This is a genomic window from Shewanella sairae, assembly GCF_023283535.1.
Classification (GTDB): domain Bacteria; phylum Pseudomonadota; class Gammaproteobacteria; order Enterobacterales; family Shewanellaceae; genus Shewanella; species Shewanella sairae.
Genome location: NZ_JAKILT010000002.1, coordinates 97,718 through 123,799, shown reverse-complemented (window position 1 = coordinate 123,799; position 26,082 = coordinate 97,718). Strand labels below are relative to the sequence as shown.

The window sequence follows — 26,082 nt, the reverse complement described above, 5'->3', positions numbered from 1 at the left end:
CCATAAGGGGTATGTCTTTGTTAATTGTAAGTGATTAACTTCAATCTTGAATTAGGTGGGACTATATAAAGATTATAAAAGTAACATGGAGATGAGATGGTGAAAACATTAACTAAGAAGTCTTTTGCACTGAGTGCAATTGTTGCTGCAAGCTTAATGGCTGGTAGTGCATTTGCAAGTGATAAAACTGAACCTCGTAACGAAGTTTATAAAGATAAATTTTCTAACCAGTATAAAACTTGGCATGACACTTCTGAAAGTGTTGAGATCATTGATGCGCTAGAGCAAGATCCAAACCTAGTAATCCTTTGGGCTGGTTACGGCTTTGCTAAAGATTATAACAAGGCGCGTGGCCATGTTTATGCGGTAACTGATTTACGTAATACGCTACGTACAGGCGCACCAAAAACGGCTGAAGATGGCCCTATGCCAATGGCATGTTGGTCTTGTAAGAGCCCTGACGTACCTCGCATGATCGAAGAGCAGGGTGAAGATGGCTACTTCAGTGGTAAGTGGTCTAAAGGCGGTGCAGAAATCGTTAACTCTATCGGTTGTTCTGACTGTCACGAAAAAGGTAAGTCTAAGCTACGTATTTCTCGTCCATACGCTGAACGCGCAATGGAAGCAATTGGCACACCATTCGATGAAGCGTCTCGCAAAGATAAGCAATCTATGGTTTGTGGTCAGTGTCACGTAGAGTACTACTTTGAAAAGACTGCTGATAAGAAAGGTTACGTTAAGTTCCCATGGGACAAGGGTACAACAGTTGAAGATATGGAAGCATATTATGATGCTATCGACTTCGCAGATTGGACTCACGCAGTATCTAAAACGCCTATGCTAAAAGCACAGCACCCAGGTTATGAAACTTGGCAGCTAGGTATGCACGGTAAGAACAATGTAAGTTGTACTGATTGTCACATGCCTAAAGTTAAGAGTGCTGAAGGTCGTAAGTTTACCGATCACAAAGTGGGTAACCCATTCGATCGTTTCGAAGAAACTTGTGGTAGCTGTCATGAGCAAAGCAAAGAGTTTATGGTTAACCTAGATAACGAGCGTAAAGCTAAGGTTAAGCAGATCCAACTACAAGCAGAAGAGCAGTTAGTTAGAGCTCACTTCGAAGCTGGCGCTGCGTGGAAAGCAGGCGCAACTGAAGCTGAAATGGCGCCAATCTTATTGGATATCCGTCACGGTCAATGGCGCTGGGATTATGCAATTGCTTCTCATGGTGTAGCATCTCATGCTCCAGATGAAGCGTTACGTGTACTTGGTACTGCGCTAAACAAGGCTGCTGATGCTCGCGTTAAGCTAGCGCAACTTCTTGCTAAGAAAGGTGTACCTCAGCCAGTAGCACTTCCAGATATCTCTACTAAAGCGAAAGCACAAGCAGCTCTTGGTATGGACATGAAGAAGATGAACGCTGATAAAGCTGAATTTAAGAAGACTGTTCTACCTAAGTGGGATGCTGAAGCTGAAAAGCGTGAAGCGACTTACAAGTAAGTCTGATTAAACACTTTGATTAATGTGTAATGTAAAAGCCCTCATTTGAGGGCTTTTTGTTTTTGGCCCTAAACCACCTACTTCAGTAGGTGGTTATCATTAATTAGGCTTTGCCTGAAGTACGTTCAATGGCATTGCGGAGTAAGGCTATGTTTAACGACTTATAAGCACGCCGAGGTTCCTTCCATGGAGGCTCGCTTATCGCATCCATGCGATACACGGCTTATAAGTTCATTTAAACATAGCTGATTAACTCAAGTGATACGTGAGCTTTGCTAATAGTGCGGTACAAGCTTCTAAATCAGGGATGATTTAGTAGAGCCTATAGGGATATATTTACGGCGTCTTGTAAACGCACGGTAGGAAAGCTCTCTTTTAGGGAGTTATATCAAAGCCACCTTCTTCAGAAGGTGGATCTTTTACTTGTAAGGCTAGTCACTTAATCAGTTTTAGCAGAGCGTTAAAACGCTCACCTTGGGCTTGATGTTGTAGTTCAAATAATAGTGACTCAACATTGGTTATGAGGGCGCCATGTTGCTGCATCATCGCAATTCCAGATTGTTTGTTTGCCTCTGTCCTCGAAGACATAGCATCGACAACAATATGCGTTTGATAACCATTGTCGAGCAGGTCTCGACAGGTTTGATACACGCAAACATGGGTTTCAACCCCAGCCAAGATAACCTGCTTTGTCCCAAGAGCCTTTAGTTGCTGTTGAAACGCCTCAGCCTGCCAACCACTAAAATGCTGTTTAGCGATAGGCGTAGTAGATTGCTTTAGTATGTTGGCGATCTCTTCTGTGGTTGCACCTAATTTCTCTGGGATCTGTTCTAGCCACAGTATTGGCATATCAAATAACTGCGCGGCTTTCACCAGTGTATGCAGCTTATGCTGTAACTGCTCACTTTGACGCACAACCTTAGCCAGCTTGCCTTGCACATCAACAATCACCAAAACACATTCTTCAGCTTTTAGCATTTTTTACTCTTTTAACGTGAGTATGGACAGCTGCCAGTAAAACCCACTGTGATGATAAGACCAATTAGAAATAGGTCTAATGCATCGGTGAGCGAGTCGTTAAATTATGCTGCGTTAAATTTGTGCAGCTACTGACTAAATGCACTTAAATGGTGCATTTATATTCAACTCAAATTCGTTGTTGTTAGCTAAGATGCTGAATATTAACAGCTAAAAAACATGGCTTGATGTTTGAATTATGTTTGTGCAAACAAAGAATAAAACTTGGGAGAAAGTCATGAAATTGGTTAGCGCAATTATTAAACCATTTAAATTAGACGATGTACGCGAAGCCCTTGCCGGTGTCGGTATTGAGGGAATGACGGTCACAGAAGTAAAAGGTTTTGGTCGCCAAAAAGGCCATACCGAGCTTTATCGTGGCGCTGAGTATCAAGTCGATTTTCTACCGAAAGTAAAATTAGAAATCGCCATTAAATCAGATCGTCTAGAGATGCTTTTAGAGGCAATTACGGACGCAGCTCGAACAGGAAAAATTGGTGACGGTAAGATTTTTGTCACCGATTTAGAGCAAGCAATCCGTATTCGTACCGGCGAATTCGACAACGATGCACTTTAAGGGGATAAGCATATGGATGATTTAACTAAGTTAGGCCTCACGGTAACAGAGTTGCGCTTTGCCCTAGATACATTTTACTTTTTGATCTCAGGTGCCTTGGTAATGTGGATGGCTGCTGGTTTTGCCATGTTAGAAGCAGGTTTGGTGAGGTCTAAAAACACCACCGAGATTTTGACTAAAAATGTCTGTTTATATTCTATTGCCTGCGTAATGTTTCTACTGGTTGGTTACAACATTATGTACGTCGATAATACTGAAGGTGGCTGGTTGCCTTCACTCGGCGCGCTTATTGGCTCGCAAGCGGAAGGGGCTGACCATGCTCTTGAATCTGATTTCTTCTTCCAGGTCGTGTTTGTTGCAACTGCAATGTCGATTGTATCGGGCGCGGTAGCTGAGCGTATGAAGTTATGGGCATTCTTAACTTTTTCTGTATTTATGACTGCAGTTATTTATCCGGTTGAAGGTTACTGGACTTGGGGAGGCGGATTCTTAGCTCAAGCGGGTTTTGTTGACTTTGCTGGTAGCGGTATTGTGCACATGGCGGGTGCGGCTGCGGCGATATCTGGGGTGTTATTACTTGGTGCTCGTAAGGGTAAATATGGCGCAAATGGTCAAGTTAACCCTATTCCCGGCTCTAACTTGCCCATGGCGACCTTAGGTATGTTTATTTTATGGATGGGTTGGTTTGGCTTTAACGGAGGCTCGCAGTTGCTGGTTTCTGACGCTGAAAATGCCAGTGCGGTTGCTAAGATTTTTGTTAATACCAACTCAGCTGCGGCATTTGGAGCTATTTCGGCGTTAATTGTTTGCCGTCTAATATGGGGCAAAGCCGATTTAACCATGATTTTAAATGGTGCATTGGCTGGCTTAGTGGCGATTACCGCTGATCCTTTGTCTCCTTCTTTAGTTATGGCGGGCGTTATCGGTATCGTTGCTGGCGGTTTAGTGGTGTTCTCTATTGTTGCTTTTGACCGTGTTAAAATTGATGACCCAGTCGGTGCGATTTCAGTGCATGGTGTGGCGGGATTACTAGGCTTAATTTTAGTCCCTGTTTCTAATGCTGAAGCATCATTGTTAACTCAATTATTTGGTGCTGGCGTGATTTTCACTTGGGTATTCTTGGCGTCATCGGCGGTATGGTTAGTACTGAAAGTGACTATGGGGATCCGTGTGACTGCAGAAGAAGAGTATAACGGTATGGACGCTTCAGACTGTGGTATTGATGCTTACCCTGAGTTTGTGTCGATTAAAAGCTCAAGCTGATAGCACTAAGTCCCTCCTATAAAACAGAGCTGCGGCTCTGTTTTTGTCTCTCAGTTTGCTTTCAGTGGCCTAGGTGTTTTATTGACGCTAGAGTAGACTGGATTGATAGCTGTTTCGAAAGTAGGATTGAAACAACGGCTTTTATGTATCAAGGGGCAATACGATGAAAGTGCTCAAGCAGTTATTTAGAAGTATGGGCTTGATCGGCCTAATAATAACGACAAGTATGGCTAGTGCAGGCCAAGTTGTAGTGCGTAAATCCAGTGAGCCTTTTGATGCATTTGCTGTTCGAGATGAAGTGCAAAAGCTGCACCAATGGCGCGAAGCCCTGCGCTTTCAGCAACAATTACAGATTTTACAGAGCCTACCTTTGGGTTGTATTGCTATGCCGACACCCTATCAGTATTTTTCCTGCCAAGGCTTATTTTACCGACCTTACCAGTATCAAAACCAAGATGTGTTTATTCAAATCGACCCACCCAATCCAGCGACTAATTAGCCGCTCGCTTTACTGTTAAATTGCTATCGCAGTATTCGCTTCTCAACAGTCTTTTAGTTGATTTAGCTGCAGAATATCGCTGTGAGTCGTCGCTTTAGATAAGGGGTATCGTATTTTGTAACGCTTTTTTTTATCAAGTTCATACCTATGACATATGCTTATTGTAAGTATCCTTTGTGTTGAGGGTGTGATGATTAGACCTATTTTGATGTTAACTTTATTGCTAAGTAGCTTTATTGGAGGCTGTGCGAGTAAAACATCCACACAAGATGTGGATCTAAATACTTATTTTCATGATGAGCATTTTACCGCGGTAACCACCTTACCTACACCTGAAGATATATTTACATTACCTGAACAAGCGCTTGTTGATTTAAAGCGAGAATTGAAGCGTTCACAAAGCCCTCTTCACCAGCCAAAAAAAATGATGCACGAGTGGCTTGCCGACTATATCAATGCGACTGATGGCGGTTTCCGTTATGCCGACAACCTTACCCGAACCGCGAGTGAGACTTTCAACGATCGTCAAGGAAACTGCTTGTCTTTAGTGGTGTTAACAGCAGCTTTAGCTGAGGCGGTTGATGTAAAAGTAGAATATCAAGATATTGGTATTCCCCCTATTTGGGATAGGCAAGGAGGCTTTTATTTAGTTAATGGTCATATCAATTTAAAGCTACTTCCTGCTGATAAAAGTAATGTCTTTAATATTTCTACTCGCTCAATTCAAATTGATTTTCTACCTGAGCGTGCAATGCAAGGGTACAGTACCCAAAGAATTAATAAGTCGACTGTCACCTCTATGTTCTATAACAACCTCGCTGCCGAGGCGTTGATTGTCGGCAATTATGATCGTGCTTATGGATTACTTAAGCTCGCACTGGCTGAGCAGAACCAGTTTTTACCTGCATTAAACACCTTAGCGGTGTTATACCGTTATAAAGGCTTAGATACACAAGCTGAAGCCCTTTATCGTTACGCACTAATGGTTAGTCCTGAAGATATGAATGCACTCAATAACTACGCCATTATGTTGTCTGTTCAAAATAGACTTGATGAATGGGCTGAGGTGCACAAGGTGTTAGAGTTAGCACGTATACGTAACCCTTATTATTACTATGGAATGGCACAACAAGCTTATTTGGAACGAGAATATCAAGATGCACTAAGTTGGTATAAACGTGCGATTGCTAAGGCTGATTATCGTCATGAATTCTATTTTGGTCTTTCACGTACTTACTGGGTTATTGGTGATGAACGGCTTGCGGAGAAACATTTAAAAAAAGCGCTTTCACTGACTAAGGACAGTAAGAATAAGCAACGCTACCAAGCTAAGTTACATGCCATGGCAAGTCATTAGTGGAGCACATTTATCGCTTGTGAGGCTGTGTAGTTATTAATATAAACATACGTGGGGCTATCTGATCTAAATAATTGCGGATTGCTCACATTAAAACAAGCTTATCTTTTAATGGATAAGCAGTTCTGCTTATCTAATCTCGGTGAAATAAATTCAAGTTTAGTTTTAGTCTAATGTATTAGAAGAAGTTTACGTGAGAAAATTTGTATGTACGAAATAAAATCTATCGTTATATCCCTTTAGTTCCCGCTTAAAATAAGAGTTTTATACAGGTAAATGATTTTTATGTTGTTATTAAACAATGCATTATAAATATTATTGTTTAATAATCATAACTTGATTGCATTTAAGCTTCATACTGGATAAATTGAATGCAGTATCGCAATTGAGAGATCTGTATTCATAGGCTAGACGGAGCTAAGTATTACCATGTATTACCAAAATGATGATGTTCGAATTAGTAAAATAAAAGAATTGTTGCCTCCTATTGCTATTTTGGAGCGATTTCCTGCAACAGAGAACGCATCAGCGACCGTATTTAACGCCCGTGAAAGCATTCATAATATCCTCGCAAAGAAAGAAGATCGCCTGTTGGTGGTTATTGGTCCATGTTCTATCCACGATCCTATTGCAGCGCTTGAATACGGTAAGCGCCTCGTTGAATTAAGAGAGCAATATAAAGATCAATTAGAGATTGTTATGCGAGTCTATTTTGAAAAGCCGCGCACAACAGTTGGCTGGAAAGGCTTAATTAATGATCCTTACATGGACAACAGCTTTAAGCTTAATGATGGTTTGCGTACCGCGCGTAAATTACTGTTGGATCTTAATGATATTGGTTTGCCAACGGCAGGTGAGTTCTTAGATATGATCACCCCACAGTATGTTGCAGACTTAATGTGTTGGGGCGCGATTGGTGCGCGCACAACAGAGTCTCAAGTTCATCGCGAATTGGCCTCCGGTTTATCAAGCCCTGTAGGGTTTAAAAATGGTACTGACGGTACGATTAAAGTTGCGATTGATGCGATTGGTGCGGCAAGCGCACCACACCATTTTTTATCTGTGACTAAGTTCGGTCATTCAGCCATTGTAGAGACTAAGGGTAACCCTGATTGCCATATTATTTTACGTGGTGGCAAGGAGCCTAATTACAGCGCTGGTCATGTAGCAGAGATAAACCAGCAGCTTGATAAAGCAGGCTTAGACAGAAATATTATGATTGATTTTAGTCATGCTAACAGCAGTAAGCAGTTTGAGCGTCAAATGTTAGTTGCTGATGATGTTGCAGCACAAGTTGCCGGTGGTGAAACGGCTATTTTTGGCGTGATGGTTGAAAGTAACTTAATTGAAGGGCGGCAAGATCATGTTGAAGGGCAGTCTTTATGTTACGGTCAAAGTGTGACTGATGCATGTATCGGTTGGTCAGATACTGAACGTTTATTAGCTGTGATGAATAACAGTATTATTGAACGTCGGAAAGTTTAAATATTGATGAAAAGGGAGGCGATAAGCCTCCTTTTTTTATGCAATTAGTTTATTTATTATCTTGTTCTAATAGATATTCGTTAGCCTTAGCTAGGCTGCCAAAAGAAGCAATAAGATTGTTTTGTCCCTTTTCCTGAATTTCAGGATTTCCAGATTGGGTCATCATCCATATCCATGTTTGGATGAGTGGCAAGGGGGGATAGTTGGGCTTGGATGAGTCAAGCATATTTGCATCCTTTTTATAGTAACTTGAAAAGAGTCAATGGACTCTTCTAACTTGTTCACTTTTGATTTTGTCGGGCAGAGGGTATCAAATTCTTTTCTTTGGGTTAACACAATTTGCATCACTTGGAATAAAATTGCTAAAAAGTGTGCATGTCAGCCCAGTTTAAGAGTTTTCATCCTCTACATTTCGCCTAAAGTAGTACGATTAAGTGGTCTCTAGCAAGTGTTTGTTAACTTTTAATCTACAAATCATAATCTCGTATAATACCTAAATACTGGTTAACCTATTGTGATTAAAATAGAAATAAACATTATTATCATTTCTATTGATTGGAATAAAAAATGCGCCCCTCTTTATACTTCGATGGACCAATAGGTAAGCTTAACTGGAAAGTGTTACGAATGCTGTGGCCATATTTGCTTGAGTTTAAGCAAAGAGTCGGCTTGGCATTACTTTGCTTAGTGATTGCTAAACTTGCCAGTGTGGGCTTGCCATTTGTGCTTAAGGCGCTGGTTGATGGTCTATCGACAGCATCAACAGCCAAGCTGGTATCAGTCCCTATTTCCTTGGTGATTGCCTACGGCTGTATTCGACTGCTTAATACTATTATTTCTGAAATTAGAGATACCCTATTTGGTCGCGTTACTGAACGGGCGATTAGACGTTTAGGTATGGCGGTGTTTGAGCATTTACATCGTCTAGATATGGCATTCCATTTAGAGCGGAGAACTGGCGGCCTATCGCGTGATATAGAGCGTGGCATCAGCGGCATGAGCTTCTTAATGCGCTTTATGGTGTTCAACATCGTACCGACTATGCTTGAGATTGTTTTGGTGGTGGGGATTTTATTTTATAACTACGGCTATGAGTTTGCTGGTGTGACTTTGCTGGCGGTGATTGCCTACGGTGCTTTTTCTGTTGTGGCTACCGAATGGCGTACTGGGTATGTGCGCGATGCAGCAAAAGCAGACTCAATATCAAATACACGAGCAATAGACAGTTTGCTTAACTACGAAACGGTCAAATACTTCAATAATGAGCAACATGAAGCTAAGCAATATGATGTTGCTTTGGCGCAGTGGGAAGATGCAAAGCGTAAAAACCGTTTGTCACTGTTTGCGCTAAATGCGGGCCAAGCTTGTATTATTGCAGTGGCAATGACATTGATGCTTGGCATGGCTGCAGCTGATGTGGCAAGCGGCGTGATGACAATTGGTGACTTTGTATTAATCAATGCATTTATGATGCAGTTGTTTATCCCGCTCAACTTTCTGGGCTTTGTGTATCGCGAGATCCGGGGTGCATTTGCCAATATTGAACGCATGTTTGCTTTACTGGATAAAACGCCATTAATACAAGATGCCAGCGATGCGTACGATAAGCCACTAACACAAGGCTCGGTCTCTTTTGAAAATGTGGTATTCAGCTATGACTCTCGAGAGATATTAAAGGGAGTTAGTTTGACGGTGGAAGCAGGTCAGAAAGTCGCGATAGTTGGCGATAGTGGCGCTGGTAAGTCTACTTTGGTGAAACTGCTATTTCGTTTTTATGATGTGGTGGGTGGCCGTATATGTATTGATGGTCATGATATTCGTGATGTCAGCCAGAATACCCTTAGGCAGGCGATAGCGATAGTGCCGCAAGATACTGTGTTGTTTAACGATACGTTAATTGAGAATATCCGTTATGGCCGTCCATCTGCGACAGATGAAGAGATTAGCGCTGCAATACAAATGGCGCATCTAAGTCAATTTATCGAGAGCTTACCCGAGGGCGGTGCAACCAAAGTTGGCGAACGTGGCTTAAAGTTATCAGGCGGCGAGAAGCAACGCGTTGCCATAGCAAGGGCAATCTTGAAGAAATCGCCTATATTAGTATTTGATGAAGCGACATCTTCTCTGGATAGTCGATCGGAACAAGCGATTTTGACGGCGCTTAAAGAGGTGGCTAAAGGCCACACTAGTCTGGTGATAGCTCATCGACTTTCAACCGTTATCGATGCAGATAAGATTATAGTGCTAAGCAAGGGAAAAGTGGTTGAGGCGGGCAGCCACAATGAGTTATTAGCAGCGAATGGGTTGTATTGTAAGTTGTGGTATGCGCAGCAAGAATCTGCTGATTTTTGAGTATAACGCTGTTTTGCTGATATCGATTGAAATTAATGACCTAGTTTAGGTTAAGTTTATTTAGAGTTCAGCATAGGTTCAGATTGGTAAGGATATAATCGCTAAAACTTAAAGGGTAGTGCATGCAAAGAAGGTGACGATGAAAAATATACCTATACGAGCTCAGATTGAAGGGCAAGACAGTAAAGTGAATACAGATTGGCTCGCAATTATGGCCACCCTTAAAAAACGTGGGTTAGAAACTGATGAGCTTGAAGTTGTGTATTTTGAATTGTGTGCCGGTATGCGAGTCACGACCCGAGGGCTAAGTCTTGCTAAAGCAACGCCTGAAGCACAGTTACAAGGCTTGTTATATGAGCCTAAATTTTCAGCTAGAGACTATGCCGGGATGTTAAGCGCTTAAAAGTTTATTTTACCTATTTTCCAGCCATCACAAATCAGGCTAGATTTTAAAGAGGGCTTTTTCATCGGCGTTAAGCTGGTTATCTGGCCCTCTCTAAAGCAGATAAACTCTCCTTCGATTACCGTCATACGCTCACAACTATTGCAGCTCTTAGACAGAGCTTTTTGCTTAGGTGATATGTCTAAACTGTTCATTTTACTCAGCCTTCTGAGATTGCAACGCTACTAAATTGAGATGATTTAGTCTAATGGCTTTACTGGCTGGTGCCTGTTTTAGCATTATATGTAGACTATTTGTCGGTATGTATTTGTGTAGAAAAGGCATCGGCTTTGGTTGGCTTGCTCTTGTCTCGCTAACGCATAGTTAATTGTTTAAACAACAATTGGTGAACTAACGTCATCTGGGTTAAATCTTATTCTACAGTGATGCGCCTCACATATCACGCTTTTTCTGTGCACTGGGTTCACCAAAGTGCGTTTTAAGTAAATTGGTTTTGTCGTCTTTACAGATAACAAGCTGATAAAGCCCACCATATTCCTCTTCCTCTATTTTTATATTTCTCGGTCCGCCGAATGATTCAATTATCAAGGGAACAGTGTTGGAGTGAGCTGCGATAACGGCATTGCCCTTGCTTTGATTAACCAGAGCGACGATTTGGGCAATATGAGAGTCAATACCAGACTCTGTCGTAGCGATTATGATAGGCAATTGTAGGTGCTCGGCTAATGGCGCCAGCGTGAGTTGAGTTCTTTGGTAGTTAGATGCAATGAGTTGCGATACAGGTAGCCCTGATAATGCTTTGATTAGCGCTTGCGCTCTTTGTTCTCCCAAAGCACTTAACTTCGGATCTTTGCTGCCGTCTTGGTGTTTTTCAGCATGACGAATGACGACAAGTGTTTTCATCGCGGGCTTGTCACAACGATTTGGCTGTGATGGTTGGCTTAAAGCGAGCGGGCTAAAGCTGCTTATTAGGCTAAATAAAATAACCAGAAGGGTGAATTGCAAGCGCTTGGGGATAGTCGGTATTTTTTCTAGGTGCATAGGTAAACCTCTGTTTTCCTGACGCTGACAATGTTTAGCTTAACTCAAGTTAGATGATATTTAACGATTCGTTATTAGATTAGGCTTTCTGAAATTGAAATAAAAGCTTATGCTGATTTACAGCTTTAATTTCCTTTGGTAGCGGTTAGTTGCGATTCAGGCTCAGATAAAACTATTGGGTTTATCAAAGCGGGTCGTTACCCATTTTACTTAACTCTGGCTTAATGCTTGGAGTGAGAACAAATTGATTAGGGGTATGCTATGTGGATAGAAGGCAAGGTCATTGAAAGGATCGACTGGAGTGATAAGCTATTTTCACTGAGAATCAAAGTCGACATTGGCGATTTTATTGCTGGGCAGTTTATTAAACTGAGCCGGGTGGTTGATGATAAAAGAGTTGGGCGAGCTTACTCATTGGTTAACCCTCCGGGATGTGATTATATTGAGGTTTTAGCGGTAGCGGTTGATGAAGGTCAGTTGTCCCCAAACCTGCAGCAGCTTAATATTGGCGACAGTATTGATGTTGCCACCAAAGCGACAGGTTTTATGACGCTTGATGAGTTACCCAAAGATGAACTCAAGGGTAAACATTTGTGGTTTCTCGCCACTGGAACCGCAGTGGGTCCTTTTATCTCTATTATGGATACGCCTGAACCTTGGCAATCCTATGACAAGCTCGTCATGGTCTATGGCGTTCGCCATATTGAAGACTTAGCCTACCTTGAACACCTTAAGCGCTTTGAGCAAACTTACCCAGAACAATTTAAGTTGGTACTGTCTGTGACTAGAGAGTCTTTAGACGGTGCACTTACTGCCAGGATCCCTGATGCAATTATCAGCGGCGAGCTAGAAGCAAAAGTCGGTTTAAATTTAACTGCCGCAGAGTCGCAAGTCATGCTATGCGGTAACCCTGACATGATTAGCCACGCACAAGAAGTACTTAAAGACCGCGGTCTTGCTAAGAACTTACGCCGTGCACCCGGGCAGATCACCGTTGAGAAATATTGGTAAGCAAAGGAGATGTTTAACCATGAAATTGTTCTATTCAGATGCCTCACCTTATGCCCGCTGTGTGCGGATTTTTATTCAATACTATAAGGTTTCAGGTATCGAAGAGGTGATCGTTGATCCTTTTGCCAATGAGGAAGAATTCCTACGTAGCAACCCGCTTGGTAAAGTGCCTTGTTTAAGTTTAAATGATGGGTCTTCACTATACGACAGCGAAGTGATTATGCGCTTTATCGATGATAAATATGGTGATGCTGCACTATTTGGTGGCCAATATGACAACTGGACCAATCAATGTCACTTTTCACTTTTAAAAGGCATGTTAGATAGTGCAGTAGCCCTGAGGCAAGAGCAGGTGCGAGACAATGAAGGCTTGCGTTCTGATTTTTGGACCGCCAGATTTGAACAGGCCTTATTGAGAGGGCTTAAACAAGTTGAGCAATTAGGCTTAGTGCATTATCAACAACTCACCGCGCAACAGGTTTTGTTAGTTTGTTTATTGGATTACTTGGACTTTCGTCATCCGCAACTTGCTTGGCGAAACTTGGTTCCAGCACTCGATTTATGGCATGAGCAAGTATCAATGCAGTTGCTATTTAGCCAAAGCCGCCCTAATTAAGCCGATGTTTCCCTCCTAAAATGAGCGTGATAATTACATATAAGTTAAGCGTTTACTGATGTTAGGCTTAGTTAAATTGTTTACATAAATCGCTCACAAATACTTGCTGTTAAGGTCAGTTTTGATTACCCTTTGTGCAATTGAGAATTGTTATCACTATCAATCAAAGTTGTTCGATATTGTTCAAGGGAGAGAAGTAATGAAAGTAATAAAGAGTTTAGCTGTGATGGGCTTTGCCTGTTTTGCATCAATCGCGAATGCTGCAGAAAATTTAACCGTATACTCCTATCGCCAAGCTTTTCTTATCGAACCTATCTTAGCGGACTTTACCAAAGAAACAGGTATTGGTGTTGATGTGGTATTTTCAAAGAAAGGTATTGCTGAGCGCATGATGCGTGAAGGTCGCTTATCTAAAGCTGACATTGTACTAACATCCGATTTTTATCGACTAATGGAGTTGGTTGAAAAAGATTTAGTTGTACCTGCTAAAAGTGACGTCCTACAACAAAATATTCCTGCTAAATATCGCTCGCCAGATGATGAGTGGTACGCACTAACGATGCGTGTACGAAATATTTATTCTTCAAAAGACAGACTCGGCAAGCTTGATATTAATTATGAAGATTTAGCTGACCCGAAATACAAAGGCAAAATCTGTACCCGCAGTGGTAAGCATCCATATAACGTTTCACTGGTGGCATCGATGATTGCGCATCATGGTGAGCAAGAGACCAAAACTTGGTTAGAGGGCTGGAAAGCTAATCTAGCACGTAAACCACAAGGCAATGATAGAGCGCAAGTTAAAGCGGTTAGCGAAGGTCTTTGTGATCTTGCTATTGGTAACAGCTATTACCTCGGGAAAATGATACAAGACCCAAAGCAAAAGGTTTGGGCTGATGCGATAGAAATTAACTTCCCTAACCAAGATAACCGCGGTTCGCATATCAATGTCTCTGGTATGGCTTTAGCTAAATACTCTAAGAATCAAGAGTCAGCGCTTAAATTGATGGAATACTTGTCGGGTGATAAAGCGCAGCAAACCTATGCTGAAGTTAATTTTGAATACCCAGTTAAAGCGGATGTAGCACCATCGAAGCTAGTTGCTTCTTGGGGCGAGTTTAAAACTGATGATTTACCTATCTATAAGTTAGCTGAATATCATAGTGCAGCGATTAAATTACTCGATGAAGTGAAGTTTGATCTGTAACTTAATGATAAATTTGTTTAAGGTTAGGCTAACGTATCCGGCGTAGACTACGCCCAACTGGCTATAAGCTAGTAATATGTTATTGCCAATGAAACGTCATTGAACCTATCTTATGCTGATGGCAATAAGATAGGTTTTCTTGTTTATAACGATAATGGTATCTAACAATAAATTGTCCCGTATACTTAGGTAGTTAATATTATGGTTCTAGGCTTAGCCAGAGGCTGGTCTGTCACGAGTTACACCTTGGCATTCTTGATTGTTATGCCGCTTATTGCACTAATTGGGCAGTCACTAATGCCTGATGAATCAGTGTTTCCCCACCTTTTTAATACCGTACTGCCAACGTACATCAGCAATAGTTTATGGTTGATGTTTTGGGTGGTTATCGGTTCTCTTGTTATTGCGATCCCTGCCGCTTGGCTTGTTGCCAAATGTCACTTTCCAGGCAGACGTGTATTTCAATGGGCGTTACTACTGCCACTGGCTATGCCTGCTTACGTTGTGGCATATGTTTATACTGATTTACTTGATTATGCCGGTCCTGTGCAGCGAGGTTTGCGTCACTTTTTTGCTTGGCAAACGCCGCAAGACTATTACTTTCCAGAGGTTCGCTCTTTAGGCGGCGCAGCTATCATGTTAGCGCTGGTGTTATTTCCTTATATTTATCTGTTAGCAAGAACTGCTTTTATGGAGCAGTCAGCCAGTTTAACCCAAGCGACACGCGTGATGGGCTGTGGGCCTTGGAAGAGTTTTTGGCGCTTAAGTTTGCCAATGGCTCGTCCGGCGTTAGCCGTCGGTGCTGCATTAGTGGCAATGGAAACCGCTGCTGATTTTGCCACAGTGAGCTATTTTGCTGTGCCAACCCTAACCACTGCGGTTTACGACACTTGGTTTGAGTACGGTAGTTTGACCGCAGCAGCTAAGCTTTCAACCATTATGCTGTTGGTGATTTTTGCAATGGTGGGCTTTGAGCGGTTTGCAAGGCGTAAGCAAAAGCTATTTCAAAAGCAGTCAACTCCAGGGGAGTTGGATACCTATTCGCTAACAGGCGTTAAAGCGTACCTGGCTACGGGATATTGCACCCTGTTATTAACATTAGCCTTTCTGCTGCCTTTTGTTATTTTACTGCAATATGCTTACGGCTATTTTGCTGAAAGTTGGAACGCTAAGTTTTTTGAGTACAGCTTTAATAGTTTATGGATCTCGTTATTAGCGAGTCTTATCTGTGTCGGCATTGGCATTGTATTAATGTTTATTCGCCGTATTAGCCCAAGACGGGCAGATATATTGCCCTCTCGGCTAGCTTCAACGGGGTACGCATTACCCGGTACTGTGCTAGCGATAGGTATTTTAGTGCCTTTTACCATAATTGATTTCGCGATTGACGATATTGCTGTGTACTTTGGTGTTCAGGGGCCGGGGTTAATCTTAACCGGAAGCAGTTTTATTATTGTGTGCGCATTTTGTATTCGCTTTGCGGCAATAGCCATTGGCAGTATTGAGAATAGTTATAAACGCATTTCACCATCGCTTGATATGGCAGGTATAACCATGGGCTTAAAGCCTATGAACTTGTTGCGTTTGGTACATATTCCTTTACTTAGAAAAGGCATTTTTGCAGGGCTATTGTTAGTTTTCATTGAGTGTATGAAAGAGTTGCCTGCTGCCTTGTTGCTTAGGCCAATAGGCTTTGAAAACTTAGCGACTTATGTATATCAGTTTGTATCGGATGAGCAACTTGAGCACGGGGCCTTGGCGGCAATTGTGATTGTGCTAGTAGGCCTAATTCCGCTTATCTATCTGAATCGTTCCTTGGAGCAAGATAATTAATATGGCGACATTAGCAATACAACAAGTGTTTAGTGACTATCAAGGGCAAGTGATTTTAAAAGGCTTAGATCTTACTGTTGAGAAGGGCGAAATCGTTGCACTGCTTGGCCCGAGTGGTTGCGGTAAGACAACCTTATTACGTGCAATAGCCGGGCTGCAGGCAATTAGCCAAGGTTCAATCGCCATTAACAATAGAGTCGTTGCCGATAAGCATCAGTTTATTGCCAGTGAGCAACGCGGCGTAGGGATGATTTTTCAAGATTACGCATTATTCCCGCATCTTACTGTTGCTGAGAATATTCTCTTTGGTCTTAAAAGTCGTGACATAACACTAAGGAAAGCAAGGCTACAAGAAATGTTAACCTTGGTTAAGCTAGAAGGCTTAGCTAAGCGTTATCCTCATGAATTATCGGGTGGTCAACAGCAGCGAGTATCGATAGCAAGAGCTTTGGCCTACGAACCAGAGGTGTTATTACTTGATGAACCGTTTTCTAATATCGACGCTAAAGTGCGTAAAGAGATGATGTTAGAGATCAGAGAGATCCTTAAAAAGCATAATGTTAGTGCGGTATTTGTTACTCACAGTAAAGATGAAGCGTTTGTGTTCGCCGATAAATTGGCCTTGTTTAATGAAGGGCGTATTGTGCAGTGCGGTAATGCTGAAAACTTATATTCGGCACCTTCTGACCGATACGTTGCAGATTTTCTGGGTACTGCGAACTATTTAACGGCGCAGATCATCGATAGCCATACTGTTGAGACCTCGATTGGTCAAATTGTCAGTAATAAGCCATTGGATCTTGCTGCAGGAAGCGAGGCCCAGCTCCTGTTAAGGCCGCAACATATACATTTATCTGCGATTACTAATGGGGCGGGAGAGATCCTTGAGCGACGTTTTCTTGGCAATATCTGCCAATATCAAGTTCAGGTCGGGCAAAACGTATTAGATGTGCATAGTACCGAACTTGATTTTGCAGTTGGTGAGCGGGTCGATATAAGCTACCAGAATCACAATTTGGTCTTGTTTTCATAAGACTGTGTAAGATATACGTGTGGGTTAAGCTTGGCTTTAACTTAACAGTATAAGGTAATGATCAAGCAAATGGCTTAGGCTGCAAAGATGACTGGGTGCATAACCGACCTCTATGTAGAGGTGAAGGTCATATATTTTGCGATCTTGATCTAGTTGGCCTTTGCCTAAATCTGCGTCACAACCAACATTTCTGTTTTAATTCTAGTTATTGTGCGTCAGTTAATGATATTAATGACTAAAGTTGTACATAATGTTGCCGAAATTAAATTCAGCAAAAGGGTTACTTAAAATAATGGATAGTCAGGTTATGCCGCGTGAACAGCTTGGAGTATGTGCAGAAGGGAACTTGCACAGTGTCTATTTAATGTTTAATGCTAACGACAGTGTTGAGTCTGATATGCGACCTTGCGTGGCGAACGTAGCTCAATATATTTATGAATTAGCCGATCAATACTCTGATAGTGCATTTAATGGCTTTGTGGCCATTGGCGCTAACTATTGGGACACACTATACCCAAGTGCTCGACCTGAGCAGCTAAAGCCTTTCCCTGCAATGAACAAAGGTACTCGTGATGCGCCTGCTATCGAATACGATTTGTTTGTTCATATCCGTTGTGATCGTTTTGATATTCTGCATTTGGTGGCTAATGAAGTTAACCAGATGTTTGAAGGTCTCGTTGAGCTGGTTGATGAAGAACGTGGCTTTAGATTTATGGACGCACGCGACTTAACCGGTTTTGTTGATGGTACTGAAAACCCTAAAGGTCGTAGTCGTCAAGAAGTGGCGCTGATTGGCGAAGAAGATAGTCGCTTTAAAGGTGGCAGTTATATTCATGTGCAAAAGTTTGCTCATAATTTAAGTAAGTGGAATCGTTTGCCAGTTAAAAAGCAAGAAGACGTTATTGGTCGTACTAAAGCTGATAATATTGAGTATGCGTCTGCAGACAAGCCATTAACCAGCCATATCAAGCGGGTTAACCTTAAAGATAGCGAAGGTAAGTCGATGGAGATCTTAAGGCAAAGTATGCCTTATGGCTCGGTTAAAGAGCAGGGGCTGATGTTTATTTCCACTTGTCGTAACTCTGTCAACTTTGAAAAAATGCTGGAAAGCATGGTTCATGGTGATAGCGAAGGCAATCACGATCACCTAATGCACTTTACTCAAGCATTAACGGGATCGTCATTCTTCGCTCCGTCTTTGGATTTTATGATTAACGCATAGAAGCCAGACAATGATTTAGACAAAAACGCACCGATATAAGGTGCGTTTTTTTGTGGCGCTCAGTCACGGAATATGAGTTACGAATTATTATCTTCGTCTTTATCCCAGTAGTTAGTTGGGCGACGGGCATAAACTTCATTGACAGATTTTACTAATACTTTATTGTTTTCAGGGTAGACGACCACATCGTGTATATCGCGATTGCCTACTACGAGAAACACAAAATCTTGCTCACTATGGTTGACCAATTTGTGAGAGATCCCGGTATCGGCGTTAAAGCAGATATATTCCCCCTGACTAAAGGGGTGAGGCTCGCCATCAATGTATAGAGTCGCTTCACCATGCATCGCATAGATGTGTTCTTCTTCTTTGGTATGATAGTGGGCAACGGCTGAAGATTTGCCTGGCGCTAAACGCTCCATTGTGACACCTATTTTTTCACCGCCAGCGGTGTCACCAATGTGTTTTTGCTCACTGGCATATTGATCTTCGTGCTGCCAAGATTCCCAGCATATATCGTTGATATTTATTATTTTACTTTTGTTCATCATCCACTCTCGACTCACAATACTGTAAAGCAAGACTATCACTATTAGTGGCTAAGAAAAAAGATACTATGCAATATATTGTATAAAAGATACTGATGGGCGTCTGGCTACCTAAAGCTCAATTACATCCTGAGTAACTACATCTGGGGGAGGGCTAGGTATTTATTGGGTTATAGAAGAATTAATGGTGAGCAGAAACAAAAATGCCATGCAAAGGCATGGCATTAAATCGCAACTTAAATGTTTTAGTCAGCGTAATTAAATAGCGACTTAACTGTTTCTAGCGTGTCTTCAACATTGTGAATACTCGATGGACAGATGAAAATCGTATCATCGCCAGCGATGGTGCCGAGTATGCCTTCTGGCTTACCTATTGAATCGAGTAAGCGTGCAATTAGCTGAGCGGCACCTGGGCTAGTTCTAACCACAATCATAGCCTGATTGTGGTCAACATCGAGTACTAAGTTCTTAAGCGGGCTACCGGCCGTTGGTACGCCTAATTCAGCAGGTAGGCAATAAACCATCTCTTGCTTAGCATTGCGGGTTCTCACTGCACCAAATTTACTCAGCATGCGAGATACTTTTGATTGGTTGATATTGCTAAAGCCTTCAGCCTGAAGCGCGATAACAATTTCGCTTTGTGAGCCAAATCTCTCTTCTTTTAGAATAGATTTGAAAGTCTTAACTAAATCGTCTTGGTTTTTGCTTGCTTGCATATCTTGTTATTCTTTATTCAAAAAAATCTGCCTCATAATGATTATTTTCGGTTTTTTTGTCAATATCTATTCGTTTTTCTGAATAAAAATGCAATTGAGATTCAAGTTACCTGAAAACGCTATTTAAGTTAGAATGATTATTCTAATTTTTATCATGCTAATTTAATTGGTTTAATTGTCTGTACATAGCATGTTTACTCGATTTCAGCATAGTGGTCTGTATATTAGCGTTCTAGATTATGCTGAACACGACTAAGGGATAATTGAATTTTATTTGTGAATCCAGTACTGTTGCGGCATCGGGAAAATGGATCTAAATCACAAAAATCCGAGAATTGACGGAGATAATTATGAAAGTTGCTGTACTTGGAGCTGCTGGTGGTATTGGCCAAGCGCTTGCCCTACTGTTAAAAACTCAATTACCTGCGGGTTCTAAACTGTCGCTATATGATATCGCACCTGTTACACCTGGTGTTGCGGTTGACCTTAGCCACATCCCAACGGCGGTTGAAGTGAAAGGTTTCGCTGGTGAAGATCCTACTGCTGCACTAGAAGGTGCTGATGTTGTGCTTATCTCTGCAGGTGTTGCGCGTAAACCTGGCATGGACCGCTCAGATCTATTTAATATTAATGCCGGTATCGTACGTAACCTTGTTGAAAAGTGTGCTGCGACTAGCCCTAAGGCACTGATCGGTATTATTACTAACCCTGTAAACACAACGGTAGCGATTGCTGCTGAAGTGCTTAAAAAAGCAGGTGTTTATGACAAAAACCGTTTATTCGGTGTCACGACTCTTGATGTGATTCGTTCTGAAACCTTTGTTGCTGAAGCTAAAGGTTTGAACGTTGTTGACGTTAAAGTACCTGTTATTGGTGGTCACAGCGGCGTGACTATCTTGCCGCTACTTTCTCAAGTCGAAGGCGTAAGCTTTACTGACGCAGAAGTTGCTGCATTGACGACTCGTATCCAGAATGCGGGTACAGAAGTTGTTGAAGCTAAAGCCGGTGGCGGTAGCGCGACTCTATCTATGGGTCAAGCAGCATGTCGTTTTGGTCTGTCTTTGGTTCGCGGCTTGCAAGGTGAAGCAAACGTTGTTGAGTGCGCTTACGTTGACGGTGGCAGTGAACATGCTGAATTCTTCGCACAACCTGTTGTACTAGGTAAAAATGGCGTAGAAGAAGTATTAGCTTACGGCGAAGTGAGTGCATTTGAAGCAAACGCACGTGATGCGATGCTAGATACACTGCAAGCAGATATTCAACTTGGTATCGATTTCGTTAAGTAATGCGATTGCGAAATTAAAAAGGGAGCCTTGAGGCTCCCTTTTTGTTTATAGGTTCATCACAATTATTCGCAGAGTTAATTGCTACGCTGCGTTGCAATCATTGCCAGTGAGATTAACGCAGTCTTGTAGTCTGAGTCTGGAATGATAGAAAGCGCCGCAATGGCTTTTTCAGACTCTTCAATTGCGCGCTGCTCGGTATACTCAAGCGCACCACAATTTTTAAGAGCTGCAAGAATTGTCTCGATGTGCTCAGTGCCATCGCCTTTTTCAATCGCTTCACGGATTAATGCTTTTTCGGCATCGCTACCATTTGCCATTGCAAAAATTAGCGGCAGAGTAGGCTTACCTTCAGCAAGGTCATCACCAATGTTTTTACCTAACTCTTCAGTTTCAGCTGTGTAATCAAGTAAGTCATCGGTTAACTGGAATGCAGTGCCTAAGTATTTACCGTAATCAGCGAGTGCGGTTTGTACTTCTATTGGGCTATCAGCTAACAGGCCTGCTAAGCGAGTCGCTGCCTCAAACAGTTTTGCTGTTTTGCAGTAGATGACACGCATGTAGCTGTCTTCTGTGGTGTCAGGGTCTTTACAATTCATTAATTGTAAGACTTCACCTTCAGCAAGTACGTTGGTTGCGTCAGCGAGAATTTCTAGTACTTCCATCGACTTTAATTCAGTCATCATCTGGAAAGAACGGGTATATAAGAAGTCTCCCACTAATACACTGGCGCTATTGCCAAATAGTGCATTGGCAGTTTCTCTGCCACGACGCAGCATTGATTCATCAACAACATCATCATGTAAAAGAGAGGCTGTGTGAATAAATTCGATAATTGCTGCTAATTTTAGGTGAGAATCACCTTTATAGTCGATAGCACGAGCTGCTAGAATAGACAGCAGAGGTCGTAAGCGTTTACCGCCACCGTTAATAATGTAGAACCCAAGTTGATTAATTAGGGCGACATCTGACTCTAGTTGTTTATAGATCAGTTGATTGACAGCTTGCATATCGCTATCAGTCAATTGACGAATGGCGTTTAAATCCATAAGTAGGCTCTAGTTCTTTTGTTGGCTGCAGATTAACATTGCAGCTCAATTAAGGCTTAAATGTTATAATAATTGGATTCTACCTAAATTTACGGTACAAGACAGCAGTTGTAAGTAATTGTGAGAGTTATTTGGGTCTTTTTTTATTCTAAGTTAATTAAGACTTGTCAGCAGCCAGTTCTTAGCGTAAACTCCGCGACCATTGTCATTAAAGCTTTTATAGCACCCCTGCATCAAACATATATGTTTTGAGCGGCGTGTTAGAATATCGGAGTAAAATAGCTATGTACGCTGTTTTTCAAAGTGGCGGCAAGCAACATCGCGTTGAAGCCGGCCATACAGTTCGTTTAGAGAAATTAGAAGTTGCTACAGGCGAAACTATCGAATTTGACCAAGTTCTTTTGGTTGCTGATGGTGAAACTGTACACGTAGGTGCACCTTTAGTTGAAGGTGGTAAGGTTGTTGCTGAAGTAATCAGCCACGGCCGTGCAGACAAGGTAACTATTGTTAAGTTCCGTCGTCGTAAGCACCACGATAAGAAAATGGGCCACCGTCAGTGGTTCACCGAAGTTAAAATTACAGCTATCAACGCTTAATTAGGAGAATAACTCATGGCACATAAAAAAGCTGGCGGTTCTACTCGTAACGGCCGCGATTCAGAAAGTAAACGTCTTGGTGTAAAGCGCTTCGGCGGTGAATCAGTTCTAGCTGGTAACATCATCGTTCGTCAACGTGGTACTAAATTCCACGCTGGTGTTAATGTTGGTATCGGTCGTGACCACACTTTATTCGCTCTTACCGATGGTAAAGTGAAGTTTGAAGTTAAAGGTCCACAGAACCGTAAGTTCATCAGCATCGAAGATTAATTTTTAGCTTAAGCTAATAATTAATATAAGCCCCGCCATTGGTGGGGCTTTGTTTTTTTTAAATTAAGTAAATTGTGTTTTGGCGACTAGAATCGTTAAGAGTATAATTCTTTCATTCTGTGGTGCCAGGAGTTGGTATGAAGTTTGTCGATGAAGCTATTATCCGTGTTGAAGCCGGAAATGGTGGCAGTGGTTGCGTTAGCTTTAGACGCGAAAAATATGTTCCGGATGGTGGTCCTGACGGTGGTGACGGTGGTGACGGCGGCAGTGTTTACCTGCAAGCTGATGAAAACCTTAATACACTGATCACTTTTCAGTTTGAACGCTTCCATATCGCTGAGCGCGGTAAGAATGGTCGCGGACGTGATTGTACTGGTCACGGCGGTGCAGATCTTATCCTTAAAGTACCTGTTGGTACTCGCGCTATCGATAACGATACTGAAGAGTCACTCGGTGACTTAACCACTCATGGGCAAAAACTGCTTGTGGCTAAAGGTGGTTTCCATGGTTTAGGTAATACTCGTTTTAAGAGTAGTACTAACCGCGCGCCAAGACAAAAGACCTTAGGTACAGATGGCGAAGTTCGTAGCCTTAAGCTAGAGCTATTATTACTTGCAGACGTAGGTTTGCTAGGTATGCCAAATGCGGGTAAATCAACGTTTATTCGTTCAGTATCTAAAGCTAAACCAAAGGTTGCAGACTACCCGTTTACAACATTGGTGCCTAACTTAGGTGTGGTTAACCCAAGACCGGGTCAAAGCTTTGTTATTGCCGATATTCCTGGTCTTATCGAAGGTGCTGCTGACGGTGCAGGCTTAGGTGTTCAGTTCTTGAAGCATCTAGAACGTTGCCGCGTATTACTGCACATTCTAGACGTTGAGCCTATCGATGGTAGCGATCCTGTTGAATCTGCTAGAGCGATTGTTGGTGAACTTGAGAAGCATTCACCTAAACTTGCAGGTAAGCCACGTTGGTTAGTCATCAACAAAGCTGACTTGATGCTACAAGATGAGCTACAAGAGCGTATTGACCGTATTGTTAAAGAGTTAGAGTGGGAAGGTGATATTTACACTATTTCTGCTTATAACCGCGAAGGTACAGCTGAGTTAGCCCTTAAACTATTAGACTTTATCGCTTCACTTCCTCCAGAAGAAGAAGTTGATGCTGATGCTGAAGTTGAGTTTAAATGGGATAACTACCATCAAGATGCGAATGATTCTATCAATGAAGATTTTGACGATGATTTTGATGATGACTTCGACGAAGATGATTACGATGTAGAGATTATCTACCAAAGATAATTATTTGCAGAAGGGAAGTTGAGATAAGGTGTACGCTACAACGCAAAATGACATTACACGTCAAGTCGTTAGGGTTGCTCAACTTCTTTTAGCTTATGGCGCTGAATCTGAACTTGTTGAAGAGATCACTCAGCGCCTAGGCCACGCCTTAGGTTTAGAAAGTGTCGAGATATCTATCTCTTCAAATTCATTAGTGTTAACCAGCCTTTCTGTCGGTCGTTGTATCACTACTACCCGACGTATTCGTGAACATGGCATTAATATGACTGTGGTTTGCGAGTTACAACGCATTTGTTTATTAACTGAAAAAGGCATCTATGGCCTAAATGAAGTGCGTAAGCGTGTCGCTAGAATCCGTCCCAGAGCTTATCCCGCAAAATATGTAGTACCTATGATTGGCTTGTCATGTGCGAGCTTTTGTCATCTATTTGGTGGCGATATCGCTGCATGTTTGATTACCTTTTTAGCCTCCGCCTCCGGGATGTTCGTTAGATTATCTATTGCCAAGCGCCACTATAATTTATTGCTTAATTTTAGTGTGACCGCTTTTGTTACCACGCTTATCGCGCAAACCGGCTATCAATTTGATTTAACTGAAACACCAAAATTACCAATGGCGGCAAGTGTATTAATGCTTGTTCCCGGTTTTCCCATGATTAACGCTATATCCGATATGGTTAAAGGTCATCTTAATGTAGGGATCTCTCGCTGGGGGCACGCGACTTTGCTGACTGTAGCTTCTGTAATTGGTATTACGATTGCGATGCAGATAGGGGGCTTGTTCTTATGATGTCTCTTATCTTAACCATGCTTAACGACGCGATATTCTCTGCTATTCCAGCCATAGGTTTTGCAATGGTATTTAATGTACCGAGTCGTTACCTGCCTTATTGCGCCCTTGCAGCAGCTCTGGGACACGGCAGTCGTACTCTGTGGCTCAGTTTTGGTTTACCAATTGAGTGGGCGACGTTCTTGGCTGCGGCGCTAGTGGGGGTTGTCACCATCGCGTTTGCACGTAAACATCTTGCGCCGCCACTAATGTATGCCGTTGCAGCTATTATCCCGATGATCCCAGGCACTTATGCTTTTAATACGGTTATAGGTTTAGTACAACTTACTGCACAAGCGGAGATGAGTCCTGAACTTATCTATGAAGTTGTAAGTAATGGTCTGAAAACCGTCTTTATTTTAGGGGCACTGTCAGTGGGTCTTGCTATGCCGAGTTTACTGTATTTCCGCTCACGTCCCGTCATAAAATAGTTAGGCTGAATTCTTTGCTAGGCAGCAAAGCCCTTTTTTACCTTGCGCACAGCCAGTCTTTCGAACTCAACAATCACAATAAAAGGAAGTTAAAATGAAAATCGCTATGATTGCCGCAATGGCAAATAATCGTGTTATCGGTAAAGATAATCAAATGCCATGGCACCTTCCTGAAGATCTACGCCATTTCAAGGCGATGACATTAGGTAAACCGGTGGTTATGGGGCGCAAAACCTATGAATCTATTGGCCGTCCTTTGCCTGGTCGCCACAATATCGTGATTAGTCGCCAAGCTGATTTGCTAATAGATGGGGTGACTACGGTAACCAGTTTTGAGTCTGCTAAACAGGCTGCTGGTGAGTGTGAAGAGTTGGTTGTGATGGGCGGCGGGCAGCTTTATGAAATGTTGCTTCCTCAAGCTGATATTTTATACCTAACTGAGATTGCTTTGGATGTTGAAGGAGATACCTACTTTCCGGAGTGGAATGATGGTACTTGGCAGCAAGTTTCAGTCGATGTAGCTAAAAATGATAAACAACTTGAATATAGCTTTATCAAGTTGGTAAAAAAATGTTAAATTCAAGAGGTTTGTTTAGTACCCCCTAAAACGATAAGCAGGCCTACTAGATAGCGCCACTTTTCA

The 26,082-nt window shown here is 42.1% G+C and carries 28 protein-coding genes; 21 read left to right on the top strand and 7 right to left on the bottom strand.

All coding sequences use genetic code 11. The features are described 5' to 3' along the window. Window positions 1–96 precede the first annotated feature (96 nt). A complete protein-coding gene (nrfA, locus tag L2748_RS01390; protein ID WP_220778575.1) occupies window positions 97–1,500 on the top strand; it encodes an ammonia-forming nitrite reductase cytochrome c552 subunit in 1,404 nt (467 codons plus the stop codon). Window positions 1,501–1,935: 435 nt separating this feature from the next. Here the strand turns inward: nrfA and L2748_RS01385 are convergent, their stop codons facing one another. Next, window positions 1,936–2,478, bottom strand: coding sequence for a hydrolase (locus L2748_RS01385; protein WP_220778573.1), 543 nt, complete (start codon window positions 2,476–2,478; stop codon window positions 1,936–1,938). A 277-nt stretch (window positions 2,479–2,755) separates the two neighbouring features. Between L2748_RS01385 and L2748_RS01380 the strand changes: the two genes are divergently transcribed. The 5 genes from L2748_RS01380 to aroG all read left to right on the top strand — a co-directional run bounded on the left by L2748_RS01380 (window position 2,756) and on the right by aroG (window position 7,698). Continuing rightward, complete coding sequence (locus L2748_RS01380) at window positions 2,756–3,094, top strand: P-II family nitrogen regulator (protein ID WP_220778571.1); 339 nt, start codon at window positions 2,756–2,758, stop codon at window positions 3,092–3,094. A 12-nt stretch (window positions 3,095–3,106) separates the two neighbouring features. Continuing rightward, the gene (locus L2748_RS01375; RefSeq protein WP_220778570.1) at window positions 3,107–4,357 is read left to right on the top strand and encodes an ammonium transporter; all 1,251 of its coding nucleotides are present in this window, start codon (window positions 3,107–3,109) and stop codon (window positions 4,355–4,357) included. Window positions 4,358–4,550: 193 nt separating this feature from the next. Then, a complete protein-coding gene (locus L2748_RS01370; RefSeq protein WP_220778699.1) occupies window positions 4,551–4,856 on the top strand; it encodes a hypothetical protein in 306 nt (101 codons plus the stop codon). 190 nt (window positions 4,857–5,046) lie between these two features. Further along, the gene (locus L2748_RS01365) at window positions 5,047–6,213 is read left to right on the top strand and encodes a tetratricopeptide repeat protein (RefSeq protein WP_246616056.1); all 1,167 of its coding nucleotides are present in this window, start codon (window positions 5,047–5,049) and stop codon (window positions 6,211–6,213) included. Between the two features lie 429 nt (window positions 6,214–6,642). Then, window positions 6,643–7,698 carry a 3-deoxy-7-phosphoheptulonate synthase AroG gene (aroG, locus tag L2748_RS01360; protein ID WP_220778565.1) on the top strand — a complete coding sequence of 352 codons (1,056 nt, stop codon included), beginning with the start codon at window positions 6,643–6,645 and terminating at the stop codon, window positions 7,696–7,698. A gap of 49 nt (window positions 7,699–7,747) precedes the next feature. On the opposite strand, the gene L2748_RS01355 is transcribed toward aroG, so the two are convergent. Further along, on the bottom strand, window positions 7,748–7,924 hold the full coding sequence (locus L2748_RS01355) for a hypothetical protein (protein WP_220778564.1): 177 nt from the start codon (window positions 7,922–7,924) through the stop codon (window positions 7,748–7,750). A 341-nt stretch (window positions 7,925–8,265) separates the two neighbouring features. Between L2748_RS01355 and L2748_RS01350 the strand changes: the two genes are divergently transcribed. Together L2748_RS01350 and L2748_RS01345 are read left to right on the top strand one after the other, a co-directional pair. Then, complete coding sequence (locus tag L2748_RS01350; RefSeq protein WP_220778563.1) at window positions 8,266–10,050, top strand: ABCB family ABC transporter ATP-binding protein/permease; 1,785 nt, start codon at window positions 8,266–8,268, stop codon at window positions 10,048–10,050. Between the two features lie 139 nt (window positions 10,051–10,189). Further along, window positions 10,190–10,453 carry a hypothetical protein gene (locus tag L2748_RS01345; protein ID WP_220778562.1) on the top strand — a complete coding sequence of 88 codons (264 nt, stop codon included), beginning with the start codon at window positions 10,190–10,192 and terminating at the stop codon, window positions 10,451–10,453. Here the strand turns inward: L2748_RS01345 and L2748_RS01340 are convergent. Both L2748_RS01340 and L2748_RS01335 read right to left on the bottom strand, forming a co-directional pair. Beyond that, complete coding sequence (locus L2748_RS01340) at window positions 10,450–10,647, bottom strand: hypothetical protein (protein WP_220778561.1); 198 nt, start codon at window positions 10,645–10,647, stop codon at window positions 10,450–10,452. The genes L2748_RS01345 and L2748_RS01340 overlap by 4 nt on opposite strands. A gap of 238 nt (window positions 10,648–10,885) precedes the next feature. Then, window positions 10,886–11,356, bottom strand: a complete 471-nt coding sequence (locus tag L2748_RS01335) for a histidine phosphatase family protein (RefSeq protein ID WP_220778559.1) — start codon at window positions 11,354–11,356, stop codon at window positions 10,886–10,888. Between the two features lie 399 nt (window positions 11,357–11,755). Here L2748_RS01335 and L2748_RS01330 point away from each other — a divergent pair, with 399 nt between their 5' ends. From L2748_RS01330 to L2748_RS01305, 6 genes are all read left to right on the top strand, one after another. Then, complete coding sequence (locus L2748_RS01330; protein ID WP_220778557.1) at window positions 11,756–12,505, top strand: ferredoxin--NADP reductase; 750 nt, start codon at window positions 11,756–11,758, stop codon at window positions 12,503–12,505. 19 nt (window positions 12,506–12,524) lie between these two features. Continuing rightward, on the top strand, window positions 12,525–13,121 hold the full coding sequence (locus L2748_RS01325) for a glutathione S-transferase (RefSeq protein WP_220778555.1): 597 nt from the start codon (window positions 12,525–12,527) through the stop codon (window positions 13,119–13,121). A gap of 199 nt (window positions 13,122–13,320) precedes the next feature. Beyond that, window positions 13,321–14,328 (top strand): Fe(3+) ABC transporter substrate-binding protein, encoded by a 1,008-nt coding sequence (locus L2748_RS01320; RefSeq protein WP_220778550.1) that lies wholly within the window; start codon window positions 13,321–13,323, stop codon window positions 14,326–14,328. Between the two features lie 201 nt (window positions 14,329–14,529). Further along, window positions 14,530–16,161 (top strand): ABC transporter permease, encoded by a 1,632-nt coding sequence (locus L2748_RS01315; protein WP_220778546.1) that lies wholly within the window; start codon window positions 14,530–14,532, stop codon window positions 16,159–16,161. A gap of 1 nt (window position 16,162) precedes the next feature. Further along, window positions 16,163–17,194: an ABC transporter ATP-binding protein gene (locus L2748_RS01310; RefSeq protein ID WP_220778544.1), complete on the top strand. Its 1,032-nt coding sequence runs from the start codon at window positions 16,163–16,165 to the stop codon at window positions 17,192–17,194. Between the two features lie 292 nt (window positions 17,195–17,486). Further along, window positions 17,487–18,416 (top strand): Dyp-type peroxidase, encoded by a 930-nt coding sequence (locus L2748_RS01305; RefSeq protein ID WP_220778542.1) that lies wholly within the window; start codon window positions 17,487–17,489, stop codon window positions 18,414–18,416. A 77-nt stretch (window positions 18,417–18,493) separates the two neighbouring features. On the opposite strand, the gene L2748_RS01300 is transcribed toward L2748_RS01305, so the two are convergent. Both L2748_RS01300 and argR read right to left on the bottom strand, forming a co-directional pair. After that, complete coding sequence (locus L2748_RS01300) at window positions 18,494–18,964, bottom strand: cupin domain-containing protein (RefSeq protein ID WP_220778540.1); 471 nt, start codon at window positions 18,962–18,964, stop codon at window positions 18,494–18,496. A gap of 245 nt (window positions 18,965–19,209) precedes the next feature. After that, entirely contained in the window at window positions 19,210–19,680 is a 471-nt protein-coding gene (argR, locus tag L2748_RS01295) for a transcriptional regulator ArgR (protein ID WP_220778538.1), read from the bottom strand. 350 nt (window positions 19,681–20,030) lie between these two features. On the opposite strand from argR, the gene mdh reads away from it, so the two are divergent. Next, window positions 20,031–20,966, top strand: coding sequence for a malate dehydrogenase (gene mdh / locus L2748_RS01290; RefSeq protein ID WP_220778536.1), 936 nt, complete (start codon window positions 20,031–20,033; stop codon window positions 20,964–20,966). 74 nt (window positions 20,967–21,040) lie between these two features. On the opposite strand, the gene ispB is transcribed toward mdh, so the two are convergent. Next, a complete protein-coding gene (gene ispB, locus L2748_RS01285) occupies window positions 21,041–22,012 on the bottom strand; it encodes an octaprenyl diphosphate synthase (protein WP_220778535.1) in 972 nt (323 codons plus the stop codon). A gap of 284 nt (window positions 22,013–22,296) precedes the next feature. On the opposite strand from ispB, the gene rplU reads away from it, so the two are divergent. The 6 genes from rplU to folA all read left to right on the top strand — a co-directional run bounded on the left by rplU (window position 22,297) and on the right by folA (window position 26,016). Continuing rightward, the gene (gene rplU, locus L2748_RS01280; RefSeq protein WP_012154113.1) at window positions 22,297–22,608 is read left to right on the top strand and encodes a 50S ribosomal protein L21; all 312 of its coding nucleotides are present in this window, start codon (window positions 22,297–22,299) and stop codon (window positions 22,606–22,608) included. A 15-nt stretch (window positions 22,609–22,623) separates the two neighbouring features. Then, the gene (rpmA, locus tag L2748_RS01275) at window positions 22,624–22,878 is read left to right on the top strand and encodes a 50S ribosomal protein L27 (protein ID WP_012154114.1); all 255 of its coding nucleotides are present in this window, start codon (window positions 22,624–22,626) and stop codon (window positions 22,876–22,878) included. 137 nt (window positions 22,879–23,015) lie between these two features. Next, on the top strand, window positions 23,016–24,179 hold the full coding sequence (gene cgtA / locus L2748_RS01270) for an Obg family GTPase CgtA (protein ID WP_220778532.1): 1,164 nt from the start codon (window positions 23,016–23,018) through the stop codon (window positions 24,177–24,179). 28 nt (window positions 24,180–24,207) lie between these two features. Then, window positions 24,208–24,969: a threonine/serine exporter family protein gene (locus L2748_RS01265; RefSeq protein ID WP_220778531.1), complete on the top strand. Its 762-nt coding sequence runs from the start codon at window positions 24,208–24,210 to the stop codon at window positions 24,967–24,969. Next, window positions 24,966–25,439 (top strand): threonine/serine exporter family protein, encoded by a 474-nt coding sequence (locus tag L2748_RS01260; protein WP_220778527.1) that lies wholly within the window; start codon window positions 24,966–24,968, stop codon window positions 25,437–25,439. The genes L2748_RS01265 and L2748_RS01260 overlap by 4 nt, the downstream gene beginning before the upstream one ends. A 94-nt stretch (window positions 25,440–25,533) precedes the next feature. Beyond that, entirely contained in the window at window positions 25,534–26,016 is a 483-nt protein-coding gene (gene folA, locus L2748_RS01255; RefSeq protein ID WP_220778525.1) for a type 3 dihydrofolate reductase, read from the top strand. Window positions 26,017–26,082 lie beyond the last annotated feature (66 nt).